At 41.9% G+C, this 21200-nt stretch carries 22 protein-coding genes; 9 read left to right on the top strand and 13 right to left on the bottom strand.

Annotation, left to right across the window (positions count from 1 at the left end):
• The first annotated feature begins 174 nt into the window (after positions 1-174).
• Positions 175-1380 (top strand): acetate/propionate family kinase, encoded by a 1206-nt coding sequence (locus CTN01_RS05965; RefSeq protein WP_005366694.1) that lies wholly within the window; start codon positions 175-177, stop codon positions 1378-1380.
• A gap of 150 nt (positions 1381-1530) precedes the next feature.
• Here the strand turns inward: CTN01_RS05965 and CTN01_RS05960 are convergent, their stop codons facing one another.
• The 12 genes from CTN01_RS05960 to CTN01_RS05905 all read right to left on the bottom strand — a co-directional run bounded on the left by CTN01_RS05960 (position 1531) and on the right by CTN01_RS05905 (position 13041).
• Positions 1531-2385, bottom strand: coding sequence for a tagatose bisphosphate family class II aldolase (locus CTN01_RS05960; protein ID WP_045128219.1), 855 nt, complete (start codon positions 2383-2385; stop codon positions 1531-1533).
• Positions 2376-3581: an N-acetylglucosamine-6-phosphate deacetylase gene (gene nagA / locus CTN01_RS05955; RefSeq protein WP_045083173.1), complete on the bottom strand. Its 1206-nt coding sequence runs from the start codon at positions 3579-3581 to the stop codon at positions 2376-2378. The genes CTN01_RS05960 and nagA overlap by 10 nt, the downstream gene beginning before the upstream one ends.
• On the bottom strand, positions 3571-4011 hold the full coding sequence (agaF, locus tag CTN01_RS05950) for a PTS galactosamine/N-acetylgalactosamine transporter subunit IIA (protein WP_005366688.1): 441 nt from the start codon (positions 4009-4011) through the stop codon (positions 3571-3573). Before agaF ends, nagA begins: the two co-directional genes overlap by 11 nt.
• A gap of 69 nt (positions 4012-4080) precedes the next feature.
• Positions 4081-4965, bottom strand: coding sequence for a PTS N-acetylgalactosamine transporter subunit IID (agaE, locus tag CTN01_RS05945; RefSeq protein ID WP_005366686.1), 885 nt, complete (start codon positions 4963-4965; stop codon positions 4081-4083).
• Positions 4955-5731, bottom strand: a complete 777-nt coding sequence (gene agaW / locus CTN01_RS05940; RefSeq protein WP_005366685.1) for a PTS N-acetylgalactosamine transporter subunit IIC — start codon at positions 5729-5731, stop codon at positions 4955-4957. The genes agaE and agaW overlap by 11 nt, the downstream gene beginning before the upstream one ends.
• Positions 5732-5748: 17 nt before the next feature.
• On the bottom strand, positions 5749-6222 hold the full coding sequence (gene agaV / locus CTN01_RS05935) for a PTS N-acetylgalactosamine transporter subunit IIB (protein ID WP_005366684.1): 474 nt from the start codon (positions 6220-6222) through the stop codon (positions 5749-5751).
• Positions 6223-6242: 20 nt separating this feature from the next.
• Complete coding sequence (locus CTN01_RS05930; protein WP_005366683.1) at positions 6243-7400, bottom strand: SIS domain-containing protein; 1158 nt, start codon at positions 7398-7400, stop codon at positions 6243-6245.
• Positions 7385-8707 (bottom strand): D-tagatose-bisphosphate aldolase, class II, non-catalytic subunit, encoded by a 1323-nt coding sequence (locus CTN01_RS05925; RefSeq protein WP_005366682.1) that lies wholly within the window; start codon positions 8705-8707, stop codon positions 7385-7387. Before CTN01_RS05925 ends, CTN01_RS05930 begins: the two co-directional genes overlap by 16 nt.
• 8 nt (positions 8708-8715) lie before the next feature.
• A complete protein-coding gene (gene agaR / locus CTN01_RS05920) occupies positions 8716-9492 on the bottom strand; it encodes a transcriptional repressor AgaR (RefSeq protein WP_045130444.1) in 777 nt (258 codons plus the stop codon).
• A gap of 436 nt (positions 9493-9928) precedes the next feature.
• A complete protein-coding gene (gene agaR / locus CTN01_RS05915) occupies positions 9929-10705 on the bottom strand; it encodes a transcriptional repressor AgaR (protein ID WP_005366680.1) in 777 nt (258 codons plus the stop codon).
• Between the two features lie 501 nt (positions 10706-11206).
• Complete coding sequence (locus CTN01_RS05910) at positions 11207-12313, bottom strand: DSD1 family PLP-dependent enzyme (RefSeq protein WP_107342116.1); 1107 nt, start codon at positions 12311-12313, stop codon at positions 11207-11209.
• A 353-nt stretch (positions 12314-12666) separates the two neighbouring features.
• Entirely contained in the window at positions 12667-13041 is a 375-nt protein-coding gene (locus CTN01_RS05905; RefSeq protein ID WP_107342115.1) for a hypothetical protein, read from the bottom strand.
• Between the two features lie 251 nt (positions 13042-13292).
• Here CTN01_RS05905 and CTN01_RS05900 point away from each other — a divergent pair, with 251 nt between their 5' ends.
• The 7 genes from CTN01_RS05900 to CTN01_RS05865 all read left to right on the top strand — a co-directional run bounded on the left by CTN01_RS05900 (position 13293) and on the right by CTN01_RS05865 (position 18846).
• On the top strand, positions 13293-13730 hold the full coding sequence (locus CTN01_RS05900; protein WP_045148590.1) for a GNAT family N-acetyltransferase: 438 nt from the start codon (positions 13293-13295) through the stop codon (positions 13728-13730).
• Between the two features lie 141 nt (positions 13731-13871).
• Positions 13872-14717 (top strand): MBL fold metallo-hydrolase, encoded by an 846-nt coding sequence (locus tag CTN01_RS05895; protein WP_045148588.1) that lies wholly within the window; start codon positions 13872-13874, stop codon positions 14715-14717.
• A 37-nt stretch (positions 14718-14754) separates the two neighbouring features.
• Complete coding sequence (locus CTN01_RS05890; RefSeq protein WP_045148586.1) at positions 14755-15213, top strand: GNAT family N-acetyltransferase; 459 nt, start codon at positions 14755-14757, stop codon at positions 15211-15213.
• Positions 15214-15368: 155 nt separating this feature from the next.
• Positions 15369-15794 (top strand): GNAT family N-acetyltransferase, encoded by a 426-nt coding sequence (locus tag CTN01_RS05885; RefSeq protein ID WP_045148584.1) that lies wholly within the window; start codon positions 15369-15371, stop codon positions 15792-15794.
• Positions 15795-15933: 139 nt separating this feature from the next.
• On the top strand, positions 15934-16398 hold the full coding sequence (locus CTN01_RS05875; RefSeq protein ID WP_045148582.1) for a GNAT family N-acetyltransferase: 465 nt from the start codon (positions 15934-15936) through the stop codon (positions 16396-16398).
• A gap of 478 nt (positions 16399-16876) precedes the next feature.
• Positions 16877-18253 (top strand): AlkA N-terminal domain-containing protein, encoded by a 1377-nt coding sequence (locus CTN01_RS05870; RefSeq protein ID WP_045148580.1) that lies wholly within the window; start codon positions 16877-16879, stop codon positions 18251-18253.
• 95 nt (positions 18254-18348) lie between these two features.
• On the top strand, positions 18349-18846 hold the full coding sequence (locus tag CTN01_RS05865; protein WP_045148579.1) for a methylated-DNA--[protein]-cysteine S-methyltransferase: 498 nt from the start codon (positions 18349-18351) through the stop codon (positions 18844-18846).
• A gap of 374 nt (positions 18847-19220) precedes the next feature.
• On the opposite strand, the gene CTN01_RS05860 is transcribed toward CTN01_RS05865, so the two are convergent.
• The gene (locus tag CTN01_RS05860; RefSeq protein WP_045148577.1) at positions 19221-19745 is read right to left on the bottom strand and encodes a cysteine hydrolase family protein; all 525 of its coding nucleotides are present in this window, start codon (positions 19743-19745) and stop codon (positions 19221-19223) included.
• A gap of 111 nt (positions 19746-19856) precedes the next feature.
• Between CTN01_RS05860 and CTN01_RS05855 the strand changes: the two genes are divergently transcribed.
• Positions 19857-20792 (top strand): GlxA family transcriptional regulator, encoded by a 936-nt coding sequence (locus CTN01_RS05855; protein ID WP_045148575.1) that lies wholly within the window; start codon positions 19857-19859, stop codon positions 20790-20792.
• Positions 20793-21200 lie beyond the last annotated feature (408 nt).

The raw sequence follows: 21200 nt of genomic DNA, 5'->3' as shown, positions 1-21200 counted from the left end.
AAAATTCAAATTTTGATGTTTTTTTAAAACAAAAGTTGAGACATTCAAATTAAATTGAGTAATATGGTTGAGCAAGCTTGTTGAGAGATACCTTTGTCGACATTTTCAGTGAGCTGGCTTCAAGGTGGATAGTGATATCCGAAATTTGCCCTTAAAAATAATGATGAGATAACCATGAGCAATTCTTTAGTTCTTGTAATCAATTCTGGTAGTTCTTCACTTAAATTTGCTTTAATTGATACTGTCAACGGTGAAGCTACGTTAAGCGGCCTTGGTGAGTGCTTCGGCCTCCCTGAAGCAGTGGTTAGCTGGAAAGTTAATGGTGAAAAACATGAGTACAAACTTGACGGTTTAGAAAATCATCACCAACAATCTATTGACCGTATTGTAGACTTAGTAGATGAACTTGGCCTAAAAGAAGATATCGTCGCTGTTGGTCACCGTGTTGTTCAAGGTGGTAACTTATTTGATCGTACTGTTAAGATCGATGAAAAAGTTATCGCTGATATCGAATCATTGAGTGATTTAGCACCGCTACACAACCCTGCACACGTTATCGGTATGCGAGCAGCAAGCAAAGCATTCCCAACACTGTCTCAGTATGCAATTTTTGACACTGCATTCCACCAAACAATGCCTGAAAAAGCATATACTTACGCAATTTCTCAAGAAGTTAGCAAAGAGTACAACATCCGTCGTTACGGCTTCCACGGCACAAGCCACTACTTCGTAACGCGTGAAGCGGCGAAAGTAGTTAATAAGCCAGTTGACGCATCAAGCTTTATTTCTGTTCACCTAGGTAACGGCGCATCAGTATGTGTGGTTAAAAACGGTGAAAGTATTGATACATCAATGGGCTTCACGCCGCTTGCTGGCTTAATGATGGGTACACGTTGTGGTGATATCGACCCAAGTGTACTTGAGTACTTATTGAAGAAAGGTTGGAGTGAAGAGCGTCTTGAGAAAGAGCTTATTAACAATTCTGGCTTCCTTGGTGTTTCAGGCTTTACTAGCGATTGCCGTGGTATTCTTGAAGCAATGGAAGATGAAAATCATCCTCACTTCCATGGTGCTAAGCTAGCATTTGAGTTATTTACTTACCGTGTAGCAAAATACATTGCATCATACATGGTTGCACTTGATGAGCTAGACGGCATCATTTTCACTGGTGGTATTGGTGAAAATGCTATGCAAATTCGTAGTGAAATCCTTCGTCTAATGAAGATCTTTGGTTACCAAGAAGATGTAGAAGGTAATACCGCTGCACGTTTTGGCGCACAGGGTATTATCAGTAAGCCAAATACACCACTAGCAATGGTTATCCCAACCAATGAAGAGTGGGTAATTGCAAACGAATCAATGGCGCTATTGCACGCATAAGTGACAATGACGTACTAGATTTCCGAGAGGAACGGCTCGGGCAATATCTCGGCTTGGAACACTGAGATATTAGGAACGGAAAGACGGCTCTTTGCTTTAGTAAAGAGCCGTTTTTTCGTTCTGATTCTCATCAGAAGGTGACATATACTCTTAGATGCGGCCTTCACTTCCACATACGCGGATCTTATTCATTACTACTTCTTTCATTGCAGCTTTACCTGGAATGATGTACTTGCGTGGATCATTTGCGTCAGGGTGATCGCCGAAGTAGTATTTTACTGCATCCGAGAAAGCGATTTTCAGTTCAGTTGCGACGTTTACTTTGCAAATACCAAGGTCGATACAGCGACGGACCATCTCATCTGGTACACCTGATGCACCGTGAAGTACCAGTGGGATATCTACAACTGAACGGATTTTATCTAGACGCTCAAAATCCAATTTAGGTTCTGCTTTGTATAGACCATGTGCAGTACCGATAGCCACCGCTAGCGAGTCAATACCTGTTCGGCGTACAAATTCTGCTGCTGATGCAGGGTTTGTCATTAGTGCATCTGCGCTGTCGACGATAAGATCATCTTCCTGACCGCCTAGACGCCCCAGCTCAGCCTCAACGCTGGCATCAAAACGGTTACAGTAATTAACGACTGATCGTACGATTTCGATGTTTTGATCAAAGGCATAGTGTGAACCATCAATCATGACTGAGCGGATACCTTGGTCCACTTTATTGTAAATATCTTGCTGATCTTCATGGTGATCAAGATGAAGTACCAAAGGGATTTTATGTTTTTGCGCTGCTGACTTACAAATATTGATCAGGTAATCAGTACCTGCATATTCGTAAGTGCCTGGCGTGCCGGCCAAAATTACAGGAGAACCCATTTCCGATGCTGTTTCAACGATAACTTGAACAGTCTCTAGGTTGTGGATATTGAATGCAGGAACAGCGTAACCGCCTTTTTGAGCACGTTTTAGCATTTCACGAGAAGAAATTAGATACATAAAGCCTCCTGACTTGGTTGCTGCGCCTTAAAGACAAGACGTCCATCAACCCAAGTTTTAACAATTGATAAATCAGATGTAATAGCAACCATAGAAGCGCGTTTACCAACTTCTAAGCTGCCTAATTGGTCTTGCAAACCTAAGGATTTGGCTGGGGTTAAAGACGCCATCAGCCATGCTTGCTCCAGTGGTAAGTCGAGCCACTGTTGAATGTTTTGTACTGCGTGAGGCATCGTGAGAGTGCTGCCGGCTAAACCGCCCGCATCGGTAGTGACCACGCCATCTTTCATATACACAGTGTATTCACCGAGAACGTATTCACCATTTGGCATCCCTGTCGCACTCATTGCATCAGTGATTAGCGTGAGGCGATTGCCACAACAGCGATGGGCCACATCAATAGCTGCAGGGTGAACATGGTGGCCGTCAGCAATCATTTCGACATAGCTGTTGTAGTGCAGCAGACCTGCACCAACTACACCAGGGTCACGATGATGAAGGCCACGCATGCCGTTGAAACAATGCACAATGCCATTTGCGCCAGCGTCTAATGCTTGTTGAACTTGGGCGTAGCTAGCATCGGTATGCCCAAGCATGACCTTGATACCTTGCTGGCGTAAGTATCGAATCGCTTCGATTGCCCCCGCTTTTTCAGGTGCCAGAGCAACCGTAACTAGGTGGTTATCAGCGTATGAGATCCAGTTATCTAACTCTTCAACGGATAAGTCACGAAACCAAGCGGTAGGGTGGGCACCTTTGTTTTTTTCAGTAAAGTACGGCCCCTCTAAATAGGCGCCTAGGATTTCTGCACCATCAACACCTTGCTTCATACTTTTAGCCACTTGCTTTAGGGCTGAGCGAATTTTGGTAACGGGTGCTGTTACGGTAGTTGCCACAAAACCAGTAACACCAAGGCTGGCAAAGTATTGCGACATGGTATTTAAGCTAGCGTGACAGGCATCCATCACATCGCAGCCTTGCGCGCCATGGACATGAGTATCAATCATGCCCGGCATCAGACTCACTTCGCCTAAATCGATAAAGTCGCTGTGCTGTTGGTGGTTAAATGGCTCGATTGCGGTGATAGTGCCATTGTCACAGATCGTCACTAATGCATTGTTAAGCCAAGTATCACCGTGTAACACGTGCTTAGCACGATAGCTTTGATGAGTAGATGAGAGTTGATTAGATACCATCCTCTTCAACCTCTTCCTGGTGTGTTTCTTTCGCTGACATTTCAGCCGCCAGTGAAGTGATCCCGCGGTGGCCACATTTCACAGCTTGGTCACGGAATTCGATAAGCTTGAGTTCGTCGCGTTCAAGCAACATTTCTGCCGCCATTTGTAGGTTCGTACCTGTTACAACTTCGATATCGTCGCGCTCTTGGCTTAGGAGAGATGCAGTACGGAAAGGCGTACCACCCAATAGATCCGTTAGACATACAATGCCTTCACCAGAATCAATTTCTGCGATCGCTTCACGCATTTGTGCTTCAAATTGAAGAGTTGTCGCCTCTTCTGGGAAGTCGATAAATTTGAATTGTGGTTGCTCACCAATAACCTGAAAAATCGCTTTTGCGACGCCTGAAGCAAAACCACCGTGACCAGATAAAATAACAGCAATCATTTGTGTGTCCTTCTTGGGGCTGACGCATCAGCCCCGTTTCTCATTGTTATAGTTTGAAAAGCGTAGGGGTTACAGAAAGCCCATGAAGCGACCCACAATACCCAGTACTACTGTGATACCGATAAGTTTTAATGGGCTCCAACCACGTTTAACTAGTGCGTACATAGCTAAGGTGTAAACCAGTGGTAGGAACGCAGGCATCAGTTTGTCGATTACGTCTGCTTGTAGTTTGACTACTGCGTCACCTGCGGTGATTTCAGCGGTTGTTGATAAGCGAACGTAAGTTGCAACTAGAGCTCCGATTACCGTCATACCCACCATTGAAGCCGCGTGACCTACTTTCTTGGTGTTGGCTTTAATCACCGGAATTGCCGCTACCCCCATTCGGTATGCATAATGTGCAAGACCAAAGCGCAGAGCGAAGTGCACCACGTTAAACAGCACGATAAAGAACACTGCACCCATGATTGAGCCTTGCAGGGCAAGGTCAGCACCGATACCACCACAGATAGGGAGAAGGGTAAGCCAGAACATCGCATCACCGATGCCGCCCATTGGTGCACCAACGGCAATCTTGGTACTTTGGATACTGTTGATGTTCTGTTTAGAACGTTCCATTGCCAACACAATGCCCATAACAAATGTCACTAAGAATGGGTGTGTGTTGAAGAAACCCATATGGCCTTGCATCGATTTTGCAAGGTCAGCTTTATTGGTGTGGATCTTCTTCAGCGCTGGTAATAGGCCGTATAGCCAACCAGATGCCTGCATACGTTCGTAGTTGAATGATGCCTGGAGCAGAAGTGAGCGCCATGCCATGCGGTTAATGTCCGCTTTGGTTAGATCTGCGCCAATCTCTTTGTTTTCGTACTCATCTGAACTCACACCGGGAGCAGGCTGCACCTCAGCGTTATGTTTACTAAGGTCTAGTTCGTTGCTTACATTAGATTCCATCTTCAAAGTCCTCAGCTGGTGCAGTTACAGGAGTTGTTTCTGTTTTACGCATAAAGTCGATAAGTGCCATTGCTGTAGCAGCGGCCGCAATCGCAAGAACTGGAAGTTTTAGCCATGCTGCTGCAACGAAACCTAGAATGAAGTAAGGGATGTAAGCGTTCTTCATCATGATCTTCATCAGTACCGCGAAACCGATAGCTGGCATGATGCCGCCGGCAACGCCTAGACCATCAATGAGGTCTTTAGGTAGTACTTCGACGATTTTTCCTGCGTGTTCAGCGCCTAAATACACAGGTAAGAATGCTGATAGGAAGTAGAAAGAACCGAGAACAGCAAGTGCCAAGTAATTAACGCGTTCGATACCATCGGTATCGGCGTTTTGTGCGAATTCATCACACTTAGACATAACCGCTGACATAGCCGAGAACAGAAGGGTGATACCCATTTGTACAGCAACAGCGAAAGGCACTGCGACACCAACTGCGACGTTAGGATCGACTTTTGTCGTGATAGCGAAAGCCGTACCAACGATAGTGCCGATGATTACGTTTGGTGGCTGAGCCCCTGCGAGTGGCGCTAGACCCATCCAAATCAGTTCTAGCGTACCACCCACTAAAATACCGGTTTGCAAATCACCTAAAATCAAACCAACGAGCGGACCAAGTACCACTGGGCGGTGGAAGTGTGTAAGACCATTAAATAAATCTAGGCCAGCAAAGAAGGCTAGGATGCCGAGCATCAACGCCTGTAAGAGTCCTATTTCCATGATTGATGTCCTTATGTTTAGATAAGAGTAAAGAGGTCTGTTCCACTTTCAGTTGGCACACCTTGAATAGTGCATGTCACGCCCAGTGCTTTTAGTCGTTCAAATTCCGCCACATCATCAGCACCGACTGAGACTGTTTTAGCTATTTGGTTTTTATCTTCTGCGTAGTGCATGTTACCGACGTTGATATTGCTAATTGGCACCCCACCTTCAACCAATTGACGGAAGTCTTTTGGCGTGCGGCAAACCAGTAAAATGCGTTGACGATCTGCCGCTTTGTGGATGGTTTCGATGGTCTTTTGCACTGTCCAGAAACGAATTGCGATGCCGTCAGCAAGAACCATTTCCATCAAGTTTTGTTGAATCGTGTCTTCAGCGACTTCGTTGTTAACCACAACGATAATGTTGGCATCAGCAAAACCTACCCACTGCACACCGACTTGGCCGTGAACTAGACGCTCGTCGATACGACTTAAAACGATATTTGGCATGATGAACTCCTCTAAAATTATTATTTGTTGTATGGGTAGATAGTGACGCCTTGCACCACTCGATTTACTTCACCAGTTGGACAAGGATTATCTGGGCCCAAACCTAATTGAATTGATTTTTCAAATGCCAACATCTGGCAGAAAATGATGTACGGGAAGCAGAGCCATTGGTCACCAAGGTCAAGCTGACCAAGCTCAAATACCGCTTCTTCATTCAATGGCTGTTCAGAGATTGCGATGTGTGCCAGTGCTTGTTTATCGCGACGGATTTCATTAAACAGGTCCATATCGTATTGGCGCGTGTAGGCTTCACTTGAAAGCAATTGGATCACCAGTGCACTTTGATCGATGGTAAATTTTGGACCATGGCGAAAACCAAGAGATGAATCGTAAGCTGTCATTACTTGCCCAGCACTTAGCTCAAGGGACTTAAGTGATGCTTCACGTGCTAAACCTGCAAAACCGCCACTACCCAGTACTATTAGGCGTTGGAAAGGTTGACTTGCTAGCTCTTTAATTGCCGTTTGCCATTGTTCAAGTTTGCCTTCGCAAAGTGCTGCAGTAGCTTCGATTTGCTTGTACCATTCAACCGGTGTTTGCCCACCCAGTAGCGTTAGCGTTGACATCAACATGCAGCTAAAGCTTGACGTCATAGCAAAGCTTTTATCGTTTGAGCCTTCTGGCATTAACATGCAGTAAGCGTTATTTGCTGTTTGTGCATAACTAGACAGCGCGCCATCTGCATTACAAGTCAAAAATAAGTGGTGGCAATCAGGTACGAGTTGATCAACCAAGGCAACGGCTGCCACGCTCTCAGGGCTGTTACCTGAACGGGCGTAAGAGACCAGTAGTGTTGGACGGCTTGGATCAAGATATTTTGTTGGGTTTGACACTAAGTCTGTGGTTGGAATTGATTCAACACGAAAGCCAAGACCTTCATTAATAAATGGTGCTGCAGCATCACCAACGAATGCAGAGGTACCTGCACCCGTTAGAATGATGCGAAGATCTGAACGCGCAAGAAGCGGGTTAAGAAAAGCACTCACAGCATCATATTGTTGTTCTAAAATGCCAGATAGTACACGCCATAAACGTGGTTGGTGACTTATCTCTTGGGCAGTGTGAACGCCGTTATGTTCTTCTAACCATGGCTGTTTATAGCCTAAAAATGATCGCATTTGATAGTCTCCTTAGATACCGCTGTATTTGCGTAACAAGCTTTCGAGTAAACTTGCGTTACCTCCATAATCTTGTGCATCACAATTTCAGCGGGTTGATTTGGAATTTGGTGTTGAGAAATCGCCTTAGCTTGATTTGGTAAATATTGGCTAAGGAGAGTCATAGGCAGCGGTTTAGCAGTTAAGTTGTCAAACAGTGTTTGTTGCGCAGCTTGTACTTCTGGACGAGTCCAGTAGTAACGAATGCGATCGCTTAAGCTATAGCTGCAATCTAAGAATTGTTGATGCCCTAGACTGGCATAGTGTGAGCGCCAATAGTTTGGTTGCTCATGCATCACTTGTTCGATGGTTTCACGTAGATGAGATGCTTTGTGCGTGCCTAGCCACTCTTTTTCCGCGCGGTCTAGGCCATAAAGCGCTTCACGCAGAGCAAATGTTAGAGCTGGGCCGACCTTTAAGATGGCAAAATGGTCACGAACTAATTCATGGTAAGCCACAGGATTTTGGTAATCGGTAGAGTGCGCTTCAAACACAAGATTTGGCTGACTCTTGATGAGGTTGCTCAGTGATTGCGCGGCAATACTGTCATAGTGGTGAACGCTGTGATGGTCAAATTCCACACCTGGTTGAACAACAAGGCCGATAACGCGAGGCCACACATAACCAAGCCCCATATCGCTAAACGCTTGATGGTGAGCTTCAAGTGTCATGATGGCTTCTTCAGGTTTAGTGACTTCAACCTCTTCTTCATCTAAAGATTCGAGTGAACCACCTGGGGTTGGGACTTCAGTCCCCACAACATAAACAGGTGATTCACCGCCTACGATCTTCCATGCATTTTCTGCAACCAAACATAATTTGGCGGCGCGCTCTGCCATGATGGTTTCACTTAGCGGGGTTTGATCGTCAGCACATGACATTGAGCAATCTAGGTGGATTTTCTTAAAACCAGCCAAGACATAGTCATTGATCATCTGTTCTGAATATTCCATTGCTTGGTTTGCTGGTAAATGTTGCCAGCAGTTAGGACCTAAGTGGTCGCCACCTAAAACAATATTTTCAACAGGGAATTTCAAATGCTCAGCCAAGGTAAACACATGTTCGGCGAAGTCTTTTGGTGTCATACCTGTGTAGCCACCAAACTGATTCACTTGGTTTGATGTGGCTTCAATTAAAACAAGTTGATTGTCTTGTGCCGCTTGTTTAATTGCAGCTTCAAGTACAAGTGGGTGCGCAGAACAAACGGAGTAAATGCCAGTAGCATTTCCTTGTTTGTGTCGCTCGATAAGAGAAAGTAGCGCTTTCATTGTTAATCCTAATTTATAGTTCGGTCTGCAAGAATGACGGTAACGCCCATGTCAGTTAAAGCTTGGTGAGTAGCATGTGGAATATTGCTGTCTGTAACTAAAATATCGATTTGGTGTGCCGCTCGGATCATGCAAAAACTCTTGCGTCCGAACTTGCTTGAATCTGCGACAGCAATCACTTGGCGAGCGACGTCGCACATAGCGCGGTTCATTTGTGCCTCATGGTTGTCTGGCGTGGTAATACCCGCTTGTAGATCAAATCCATCAACACCTAGAAACAGTTTATCGAATAGATAAGCACGAACTTGCTCTTCACCTTGATGGCCAGTTAAAGAACATGATGTGCGACGTAAATTGCCGCCAACTACGTGTAGATCAACACTATCGTTGTTGCTCAACTGATAAGCGGTGTTGAGCGCATTTGTCATAACCACCAAATGCTGTTTGTTATTGAGATACTTTGGCATCAGACCTATGGTGGTGCCTGAATCTAAAATGATGGTGTCGCCATCGTTAACGAGCTTTGCAGCAGCTTCGGCAATGTATTGTTTAGCACTGCGATTAAGTTGATCCTTACGGTGTAAAGGTTGTTCGAAAGCAAAGTTCGGGTTTAATGTCGCGCCACCGTAACAACGAAATACACAGCCTTCCTTTTCCAGTAAGTTGAGATCATGACGAATAGTGACAGCTGAGACGTCGTATTGCTGAGTAAACTCATCTACTTTGCCTGAGCCATGGTTGCGAATGTGCGCCATGATTTGCTGTCTTCTCTCTGCACTGGTCATTAACTTATTTCCCTTTCATTACATTTCAATTCAAGGAGTGAAGTGTTTCGATTTCTTTTGATTTGGATTAAAGCAGTAAATAATGGATAAAAATGAAAGGTGGATCACAAACGTTTTTCTTTCGGTTTGTTGGTTTTTGGTCTTTCGTTTGGGTGAGAGTGAAAGCTTTTCTTTCACTTTGAAGAGAGGGGGGTTGTGTTGCGAACCTGTTTTGCATAGGGGGTATGAAGAGAAACAGTGAAAGCGAATTGAAATCATTAGAACTAGAATGGTTTCGATAACCAAATCGACGAAGATCACAAAAATCAAACTTGTGGTAATTTTCAAAAGTGTAGAAAGATAAAGAACAGTCCAAATTGAACTGCTCTTAGCAAGTGAGAGAGTGGATTAATATGCTGGTGGAGGCTTTTTTTTGCAGTCAGTTTGATGACATGTATTAGGTACTAGCATCGACAATATGGACATCAACGCCCATTTCGGTCAGTTGCTCGACATAGTCTTGGGGAATGCCACTATCGGTAATTAAGATATTCAATTGCTCAGGGCGGGCAATTAAGCAAAAGCTTTGGCGATTAAACTTAGAGGAGTCAGTGACCGCAATAACGGTTTGTGCCGCTTCGACCATTTTGCGGTTAATGTTAGCTTCGCCTTGATGAGGCGTGGTAATACCGTCAACTTTATCAAAACCATCAACCCCTAAAAATAGTTTGTTGAAGCGAAAGCCAGCTAAGAATTCTTCCCCACTAGTGCCATGCAATGAATAGGAGTTATGCCGCATTACTCCTCCGCTGACCATAACTTCGATGTTCTCTTGGTTAGCGAGGTGATAGGCGATATTAATACCGTTAGTCATAACAACAAGGTTATGTTTAGGGTTGAGGTAATGGGTGATTTGTTCTGTGGTTGAGCCAGAATCAATGATGATTTTGTCGCCGCTTTGTACCAAAGATGCGGCGTATTCGCCGAGTTTCTCTTTGATATCACAATTTAGCTGCTTTTTATCATTCAGTGGGCGTTCGAAGGCAAACTGGTTGTTGAGTAAGGCTCCGCCATAACAACGAGTCACGCAGCCTTTCTTTTCCAAGTGGTTTAGGTCATTGCGAATCGTCACCTCTGAAACATCGTAAAGTTCAGAAAAATAATTAACTTCACCTTTTTGGTGAATTTGAATGTAGTGAAAGATCTCTTCACGTCTTTGGGCTGTGGTGGTCACAGTGAATTCTCGGTATTGATTAACAACATATCACGTTTTAATTAGAAAATTTTCGTCAAGGTAGAACCAAACATACTCATAAGTACCAGAATAGCAAAAGTAATTGTACATCTGTTTGTTGAAAATGAATGGGTGTTAATATCATGTTAACACGTGAGTTCAACCTGCATATTCTTTAGTTTGATGAAAGTTTGTGGGCTGAATTTACAGCGATCTTCTAAAGCTCGTCATATCTTTATCTATTGTTACGGTTCCAGTCATGGCTTTTGAGTAAAGAAGGGTTATTGACAGCCATCATGTCAGGAAGCCTAGACTGAGATAAGGCGGGATAAAATAGACGATTTAAGTGTCCCGTTTAGGGGGATGTGCGAGGTGCATAATTACAATTACTTCGCATTTTTACATCAAAGAAATTTGCGATAGAACTGATTTCTCACCTGTTTCATAGTGTACAACGCAGCGTTAGTGAAACGCTGCGTTTTTTGATTTTTTTATATCGTTTTAATCAGAACGACCACGCCCAATAATTGGGAATTGCGCTATGACTTCACTTCCTCTTACGGCATACAAGGTGTTGAAGTTGTTCAGCGTTGTATCACAATGACTTGGAAGTAATATGAGTTGTTGTCCTATTTGTAGTGGTTCATGGTCATCGATGAGGTTAATAATACCGTGTTCATCTCCTCCCGTTTTGTAGCTAAGCATGTTGTCACTTTCGACTTTAGGCATGCCAAGATCAATTGAAAGACATTTCATACCTGCATCAATGATCGCTCGCTGTGGGGTTGGGTGGCTAATAACAGTACTTAATACTTTTAGAGCGACATCAAATTGGTTATTTTGATACTGATCCTTTTCATCACCGATAGCTTGATAAGTGGTATCCATGAACAAATATGAGCCTGCTTGAATTTCACTAAATCCTAGCCCTTGATAGGCTTCATATGTGCCCGTACCGCCACCACTCACAATCTCTGGTGCTAACCCTTTAGGTGTTAATACGGTATTAATGTAATTAAAGAGATCTTCAACGACTGTTCTTGCTTGAGTATTTCGCTCTTGATAACCTTTTATATGCTGTAAGTGGCCACTGTATGCCTGTAATCCAACATAGCTTACACCGTCAGAACAATTAATTGTTTCTATTAATGAAATTAAGTCATCACCGATCTCAACCCCACAACGTTGTTGACCACTTTCTACTTCAATCATTAATTCAATACAAATTCCCGCATCTGTTGCTGCTTGTGAGATATCGATGATGTGCTGCTTATGATCAATTACCTGAATAAAGCGATAGTCGGGATATTGCTGATAAAGTTTGACTAAACGTTGAATCTTATTTTTTCCGGCTATAGGGGCTGTTATTAGAATATCGTTAATCCCCCCGGCAGCCATCACTTCGGCTTCCCCAAGTTTCGCAGTACATATTCCTTGTGCTCCAGCATCAATCTGCATTTGCGCGATCGTAGGGCTTTTATGTGCTTTAGTGTGCGGTCTTAGATTTAACTGTAGAGCATCAATACGTTGTTGCATCTCGTGTATATTGTTTTTCATTTTGTCGAAATCAACGATCAAAGCAGGTGTGGGGAGTTGAGCGATATTCATAGTTAACTTTTCTCTATTTTTATTTTTAAGGGAAGCTGTCTTATCCTCGTCCTATCTGGCGAGAATTGAATTTTGTTATTTATTTCATCAGCTTAGTCTTTTGGGCTTATTGAAAATAATATGGCAAAGAGATATATACTTGGCGGAAAGCACCACCAACTTTACCAATATGTGACATTACTATATTGGTAAAAAGTGAAATTACTATATTGGGTTTACACAAAGGTGTACGTGAAAATAGCTTTTTTCTTAAATGAACGTCTTTTATGGTTAACACTTACTAGTTAAGAAATTGATAAGTGTTAACCTAAAATAGCAGTCTTTTATAAGGAAAAGGATTAATCGACATAGTCTTATTTAGTCGGTTTGTTTATATATTTCACAGTTAGATTATCTGCTTTTAATTTTATACTATGATCATGCTCTTGTATTACCGTTAGTTTGTCTGTTCTCACAAGAACTGTTTGTTTACTCATGTTTGATACAGGAAAACTTGCTTCAACATTCCCTTTGTAAACCACTCCATTCGGTTCGTCTTGCGCTGAATCACCGACAAAGTTAATTACTGTATCGCTATTAACTTGCATGACGACATCACCGCTATAACTTTGGTAATCTTTATGCTGTTGTCCATGTTTGGAAGTTATAGTGAATGGATTGATGGTTCCTGCAAAAGCCATCACACTTGCGAAAAAAAAAGAGCAAATTAATACTATCTTGGTTTTCATTTTCTATCCTTATCGTTATTTTATTTAAATAGTAAAACATTCGTATATTTCGGTTCTGTCGCAAAGGTAATTAAAGGTATGACAGACATAACCTACAGATATTTTTTTAGACTTCGAGTGTATTGAATCGTTCAAAGGCCGTCTGAACTTAAATACCTATCTGCTCTTGATAGCGATAATGTATTTATGAGTATATTTTTGCCTGAAAGTAAGAATACTTATTAATACTCTGTTAGGAGGGTGGAGGAAACATGGATATTTCCCTTAGACGGGCGAGTGAGGCAGATATTCCTTTCTTGCTTTCATTACGAGATAAAACGATGAGGCGGTATCTAGAAGAATTAGGTATGCCAACGAGTACTGAAGAATATGAAAAGCGAATACGCTTTGAGTTTTCTCATGCACAGATCGTTGAATTGGATGGTAAGGCTATTGGATTGTTCAAAGCCACATACACCGAAGAACTTAACTATTGGTATTTGGTTCAAATTCAGATTTCTCCAGAGTTTCAAGGTTTGAAAATAGGCAGTAAGCTAATTCTCGACCTAATTGCTGAGGCGGAAACAACGAAATCTAAAGTTGGGTTAAGAGTGATTGAAACGAATCCAGCTAAGCAACTGTATTTGAGATTGGGCTTTGAAATCGTAAAAAGCTCTGGGGCAGAGCAGTTGTTGGAACTACAAGCCTAACGGTTTAAGAGTGATTCGGATACGCGTAGTGTTTTTACAATACATTGAATTTAGTTATGAAGGGGGCTGGGATTGTGTTACTTATTCTTAACAGACCGCTAAGCGTAAATACTCAAATATATATTTATAGGTAGCCCCTTTATGATACTGACATCTTTAATTGATAATACAAGATTGAAAAATCGAACAGATCTTGCGGTAGAAAGGGGGCTCTCTATTCACGCAAGTACAATGGGAAAAAGTATATTATTTGACGCTGGAAGCAGCGAAGCCTTCTGTGACAATGCTACTTTATTGAATATTGATATTAATAATGTAGACGCCGCCGTTATTTCACATCGTCATCATGACCATTGTAATGGAATCACTCACTTTTTAGATCGCAATTCGAAAGCTCAGGTGTATTTTCGTGAATGTGAAGAAACAAATTATGTTTTCAAAACATTTGGTTTTAAAACTAATGTCGGTATAGATAAACAGTTATTAGTTAAGGGAGTTAATAGACTAACCTTTGTTAATCAGATGGTTGAAATCTCTCCAAATATTTTCATTATCACTGATATAAGTAATAAATTTGCTAAGCCAAAAGGTAATAAATACCTTTTCACGGAATCAGATGACTGTTGTATGCCTGATAGTTTTGACCATGAATTATTACTTGTAGTAAAAGAAAATGATGGGCTTATCGTATTCACTGGCTGTGCTCACAGTGGTGTTCTAAATATGATAGATACTGCCGTCAATTATTTCCCAAATATAAAAATCAAAGCAGTTGTTGGTGGTTTTCACTTAGTTGGATTACCACTGTTTAAAAGTATTGGTGGGACTAAAAAGCAAATCGAAGAAATTGGTGAAGCAATCTTGGACTTCCCTGTAGATAAGCTTTACACCGGTCATTGTACGGGCATAAAAGCTTATAAAATTTTAAAAGGTGCACTTGGCGATCGCCTGGAGTATTTCGCTACCGGTCATAGCATTACTATCTAGCGCTATAAGTCATTATCAATTTAGGAAGTACATAAGAATGTTCATAAGAAAGGCAGAGCGTCATGAACTAGATACTATTTACGCAATCGGCTTTGATGTTTGGGGTGATGGTTTATCCTATGAGAAATATGTCGCTGGGTGTCGTGGTAGCAACAAGTATCAAGCTGGAACTTGGTATGTACTCATCGATAATGATCAAATTTTATCGTCCCTCATCGTGTATCAGAACATATTTGGTCTCAAAGAGGGGTGCGCTGGAATTGGTTCTGTTGCAACACCGAATAGTCTTCGTGGACGAGGTTATGCCTTCGATTTAATCAATTCTGTAAAGAAAGAGTTGTTTATTAATCATAATGTTAAAGCTATTTTCTTACACAGTGATATTCCCCCTAAGTTCTATCAAAGGCTCGGCTTCACAACTATTAAAGGCTCTGATTGCATGTATATATCAATGGACACTTATGATTTTGATGGCTCACTACCTGCTTACTTTTAATTTTTTGCTTTAAATATAACAAACAATTCAAGATTGATTCGACAAAGCTTGGCATTTTTACCATGCGTTAAATTAGGTGTTTAAGGCGGTATGCGGCGGCTCAGGCATTGCGTTACTAATACCTAAACGCAGCGTTAGGTTTCGGAAGATGATATATGGAAATCAAAGAATACAGTGATGACTTCTTGGAAGCGGTAAGCGAGCTGTATTTGAGTGCTAGGGTTTCCACATTCACTTGGCTCGAAATAAGTGACTATCAGCTTTCAGACTTTAGCCGTGACACGGAAGGTGAACGTGTTTTGGTCGCTGTTTCTGGTGGTGAGGTATTAGGGTTTATTTCAATCTGGGAACCAGAAAATTTTATACATCACTTATATATTTCGAATAATCACCAAGGGAAAAATATAGGTACTCGGTTGTTAGAAAAGGCTAAGTATTTATATAGCAGTTTGAGTCTAAAGTGTATGATGGAAAACGAAAGAGCGATTGGTTTCTATTCATCCAATGGTTTCATAAAGGTCCAAAAGGGCGCTGACAGCTTGGGCTACTACTATCTCATGGAGTTCAGCGTACAAACCTAACAATCTGTTTAGGAGTGATTCGCAACGCGTGGCATTTTTACTATGCGTTAAATTTAGTCATTAGGGTAGTATGCGGCGGCTTTTTTATTGCGTTATTCACCCCTTAGCAAGGCGTTAACTTTATTACGGAGGAAGTACGATGTTAACAATTAGAGAGTACGTTGAATCGGATGCTCAAGCACTTTGGGATATTCACTTTTACACGATTCGTAATGTTAATCTTCGTGACTACTCCCAAGAACAAGTAGAAGCATGGGCTCCAGATTGTCTTGATTTCTCTATTTGGAAAAAGCGAATGTCAGGTTTATCACCAATTGTTGCTGAGATAGATAATATCATTGTTGGTTATACTGATTTACAATCAAACGGGTTAATTGACCATTTCTTTTGCCATCATGAATATCAAGGGCAGGGAGTGGGTAAAGCTTTAATGTCTCATGTACTTAGCTTGGCAGAAGAACGTGAACTTAAACGTTTGTATTCAGAAGTAAGTATTACAGCTAGACCGTTTTATGAATGCTTTGGGTTTAAAGTAGTTAAAGCGCAAGAAATGGAAGTTCGAGGTCAAAAACTAAGAAACTTCGTTATGGAAAAATACAATTAACATATAAGGATATGTGTTGCGAATATCATAAAGGGTGATACTGACCTTCTTATCTTTAGCATAATTTTCTTAATAACTATCGGCCCAAATAGAAAAAATCTGCTAAAACGTTACTGTCCACATTCGAGCTAGATTCCATGGCTAGCTCAAATTTACCCCTTTATTATTTTCAACGTGACTGCTCGACAGATGAGAACCTATTGGTTTGATAAAACAATATTACACGTGTGAAGAACCACAGCCTTTTCCTTTTTATATTCGATAGGTAGTCTCTGCATCTTTGGCGTGCTAAGTACCTGTTGATGGCGTTGTGGGAAGAGCCGTTTATCTAGATTAAAGAGAGTCGAATTGGATAAAAATAAACCCCTTTTTATGATTAATCTAACCTTCAGATCCGAAAATGGCTAGCGCATGGGGTTATTAACGTTAAACTTTTGCTTAACGAAGCTAAAACCATGGCCAATGGAAAGAACAAAATATGTCGGAAAATATCGATAATAACTGCATGTTAACCAAGGAACAGTGCCATTTGGCTCGATATGCGCGAGACGCGCGCTTTGATGGTAAGTTTTTCACTGCGGTAAAAACGACCGGGATTTTTTGTCGCCCTATCTGCCCAGCAACACCACCTAAAGAAGAGAATGTTGAATACTTTTCTCATCAAGTTCAGGCATTAAAAGCAGGCTATCGGCCTTGCTTACGATGTCGGCCAGATAGCGCCCCTTTTTCACCTGCATGGAAAGGCGTTGAAACCACCTTTCTTCGAGCTATGCAACTTATCGATAGTGGTGCATTGAGCGCAGGTTCGATTACTGATCTCGCTGCGCGTTTGGGTATATCTGACCGATACTTACGAGCTTTATTCAACACCTACATCGGTGTGTCACCTAAGCAATATAGCCTTTACAGCCAGTTGATGTTTGCTAAGCATTTACTGCATACCAGCAGTATGAGTATTACGGATGTTGGCTTTGCGAGTGGCTTTAATAGCACGCGTCGTTTCAACGATGCATTTCAAAAAGAGCTGAAGATCTCACCCAGTCAGATTCGACGAGCCAAACCTACTGACAATTTGAGTAATCGTATCCAACTTGCCTTTCATGGACCATTCGACTGGAACCATTTGTTGGATTTCTATCGACGAAGAATGATTGAGGGTATAGAAGAAGTAGGCGAAGACTATTATCAACGCACGGTGAAGGTTAATGGTTCGAAGGGGGGGTTTAAGGCGACCTTAGCCAAAAAAAATCGATTGGATATCGAGTTTGAGTTGGACGACATAAATCAGCTGAAAAGTTTGATCTCCAATATTCGACGCATGTTCGACCTCGATGTCGACATTGCTAAAATTGAAGCTTTCTTTAAGACGATAGAGCCTAACTTAGTGGTCAGAAGTGGTATTCGTATTCCTGGTGTATGGAGTGCTTGGGAAGCGGGAGTGAGAGCGATCCTCGGACAGCAAGTGTCTGTCAACGCAGCGATTGGTCAGCTTAATCTATTGGTTAGAGAACTTTCTGATACGGATAAGAAAACCTACTTCCCGACACCAAAACAAATTGCTGAGGCTGATGTAAGTTTCCTGAGAATACCGGGAAGTCGTAAGGAGACCTTAAAGCGTTTTGCTGAATATATGGTCGACAATCAAGCTGAGCACCCTTCCAAATGGATTGACCTAAAAGGCATTGGCCCTTGGACTATCCAATACGCGCTACTTCGAGGATTAAGTGAACCGAACCATTTATTGGTGGGGGATTTAGTGGTGAAGAAGTTCATTGAGCATCGCCCTGATATTAATGTGGAAAGTGTTTCACCTTGGGGAAGCTATGCCACCTTCCACTGCTGGAATCAGTCTTAATTTGTTCACTTGTTTGTACAGAAGTGGCGGTCAACTTACAGGCCGATGAATACTGCAATTTATTTAACACAAGCGATTTAAAACTAGGAGAAATCATGGCGAACCGTTTTACTTATTATGACAGCCCGCTAGGTACCGTTACTTTACAGGCTAACGACCAAGGCTTGCTCGGCGTTTGGTTTGAAACAAACACTACGAGGCCAGAGGAATTGGGTATAAAGGAAGATAGTTTCCCGATTTTCCAGTTGGTCATAGAGCAGCTCGATCGTTATTTTACGGGCGAGGTCATCCAGTTTAATGTCCCGATCGCAGCTAAAGGCACCACGTTTCAGCAATCAGTTTGGCAAGCATTGACGACCATTCCTTACGGAGATACATGGAGTTATGCTCAACTAGCTGAGGCGATAGGTAACCCGAAAGCGGTTAGAGCAGTGGGCTTAGCCAATGGAAAGAACCCAGTATCAGTGATTGTGCCGTGCCACCGAGTGATCGGTAAGAATGGTAAATTAACCGGGTACGCGGGTGGAATAGAGAGAAAACAGTCCTTATTAGAGATAGAGGGAACTGGCGAAGACTCAGCACCTAAAACCTGACCTCCAGTAGTTGAGTTGAGCGTTGTTTACTTTTCCTCAAATTAACCAGTCTTAATAGATCAAAAGGTCTAATAAACTTTTATCCAAAACTAGCAAGCTATCTTGGCTAGCTCAAATCTTCCCTTTTCCCGTTTATTGCGATTACTCAGCAGCAGATTACTTTGCTGAGTTTGCGATACAGGAAGTTATAGCAGATACCAGAACGGCACTACACGGAACCTCTCAAAAGTTATCAGGGCACTAGGTTAATTCTACCAACTAATGAATAACCATGCAGTAATGTACAAGGAAGGTCGCCAGCAGTTACGGAGAAATGCCAATCAGATTATGAGTGGCATCATATTGAACAGATTGTCTTGTGAAACTATCGTAATTTATGCGAATGCGTTTTCAATACTCACCATTGGGATACCACGAACTTGCATAGAATTTACAGCTAATGCATGAGCAATAGAATCAACTGTACAACAACACTCCTCAATGACTTTCGGGGTGTATTTTTCTGCTGCTGGAGACAGCGCAGTATGTGTAACACAGTTATGAGTCATCATTCCCGTTAATACGATCTCTTTTACTCCCATGCCCTGAAGTAATTCTTCGAAATTGGTTTTCTCGAAACAATCAGCATGACGCTTAACAACAACTGGTGAGTTAGGTGCTGCTGCCATAATATCTTTATGAATGTTAGCGCCTTCTGATTCATCATAGAAAAATAGACCTTCACCTAGTTCAGGAGATACTAGATGTTGAATATGAATAATCGGGATGTTCTTCGCATTTGCAATGGCCATAGCTTCTAGGATTTTTGCAGTTGTAGTTTCAGGTTGATAAAGAGGGTATTTACCGTCAGCGAAATAGTCATTTTGGATGTCGATTACAATTAGTGCTTGTTTAGTCATGATGTTTCCTTTGAGTGTCTCGTTTTGATGCGTTTATTATGTTGAATTTGAACTTCTAGGACGAGAGGCTAAAATGACACATTAGAAGGCAAATACGACAACGATCTTGAGATGAAAATAGTTAAAATAGAGATCATTAATTACCCGACAGCCAGTCAATCCGCAGTACATGGCTTTGCTGAAACGATGATGCTTGCGAACACAATCTGTCAGCAGTTTGATGCATCCATTAGATTCGATGTGGGTATAAATACGTTGGAACAACTTGATATTGAAAGACATGCTAAGGTTGTGGTGTTGCCTCCCTGCATCAACGACGATTTCTACACCCAACACAATACGTTTTTAAATCAATATCTTTTAAAAATGCAGCAACAAGGCGCTATATTAGCTTCAGCTTGTGTTGGTGCATTTATTCTTGCAAGAGGCGGTTTTCTGGATAACAAGTTTTGTACGACACATTGGCGACTAGGTGAGTCTTTTCGCTCGGCTTTTCCCAGAGCAAAACTCAACGACAATGCGATCATTGTAAATGAAGGTAACATCATTACCGCAGGCGGCCGTATGGCATGGCTTGATTTGGTATTTGAGATAATTTCGTTATTCTCTTCACCCACAATTGCTCTAAGTCTATCAAAAGAAATGGTGGTTGATAGCGGCTTTCGTGAGCAGCGGTTTTACCATCAATTTATACCAAAACTTGACCACGGTGATGAATTGGTTCTTAGGGTTCAAAGTCATTTGGACGAACACTACGCCAAACCTTTTTCTGTAAAAAACATAGCAGAGAGTTACTTTGTTAGCCCTCGAACTCTACAAAGGCGGTTTATAAAAGCCGTTGACTCTACCATAGTCCAGTACTTGCAAAAATTGCGATTACATAATGCATGTCAACTGATTGAACTAACTAAAAAAGGAATCTCTGAAATCTCTTATGATGTGGGGTATCAAGATGTTAGCGCTTTTAGGAAGGTCTTTATGAGGGAGTATGGCCTTACTCCAACAGAGTTCAGAAAACGGTTTAGTACTGATTCAACAGCCGAATAACTTCTCATTAAATTAGCATTTAAAATATGTGGGAGTTCAAAGTCATGGTAACAGCTTTTGTCTAAAAGCTTGCATGGTCGGCATCTCACATAGAGGTGCGATTGTCGTTTTGTAATACCAGAAGTTATCCGACGTGTAGATCGCTGCCGAAGGCCCAAACTCATTACTGTCCAACAATGAGCTAGCTATCTTAACTAGCTCATATATGTCCATTGTGAGTTTCACATAGTCAGGCGTTTGATTCTGCTAGAGGCGGTTACCCTAAATAAACTAATACAAAGATCGTTAGGATGTTTAAGTCGCTTTAGGACAAAACTGAGTCAACGAAGATCATACTGTCTCGAAGATAAACACAAATAAGTTTGCTGTAGATCCATTATGCTGATATTTATTCTATTTAGGTTTATC

Origin of the sequence: Photobacterium angustum (genome assembly GCF_003026365.1) — a bacterium.
GTDB lineage: Bacteria > Pseudomonadota > Gammaproteobacteria > Enterobacterales > Vibrionaceae > Photobacterium > Photobacterium angustum.
Note: the sequence above shows the minus strand (reverse complement) of the source record. Positions and strands in the feature narration are given on the sequence as shown.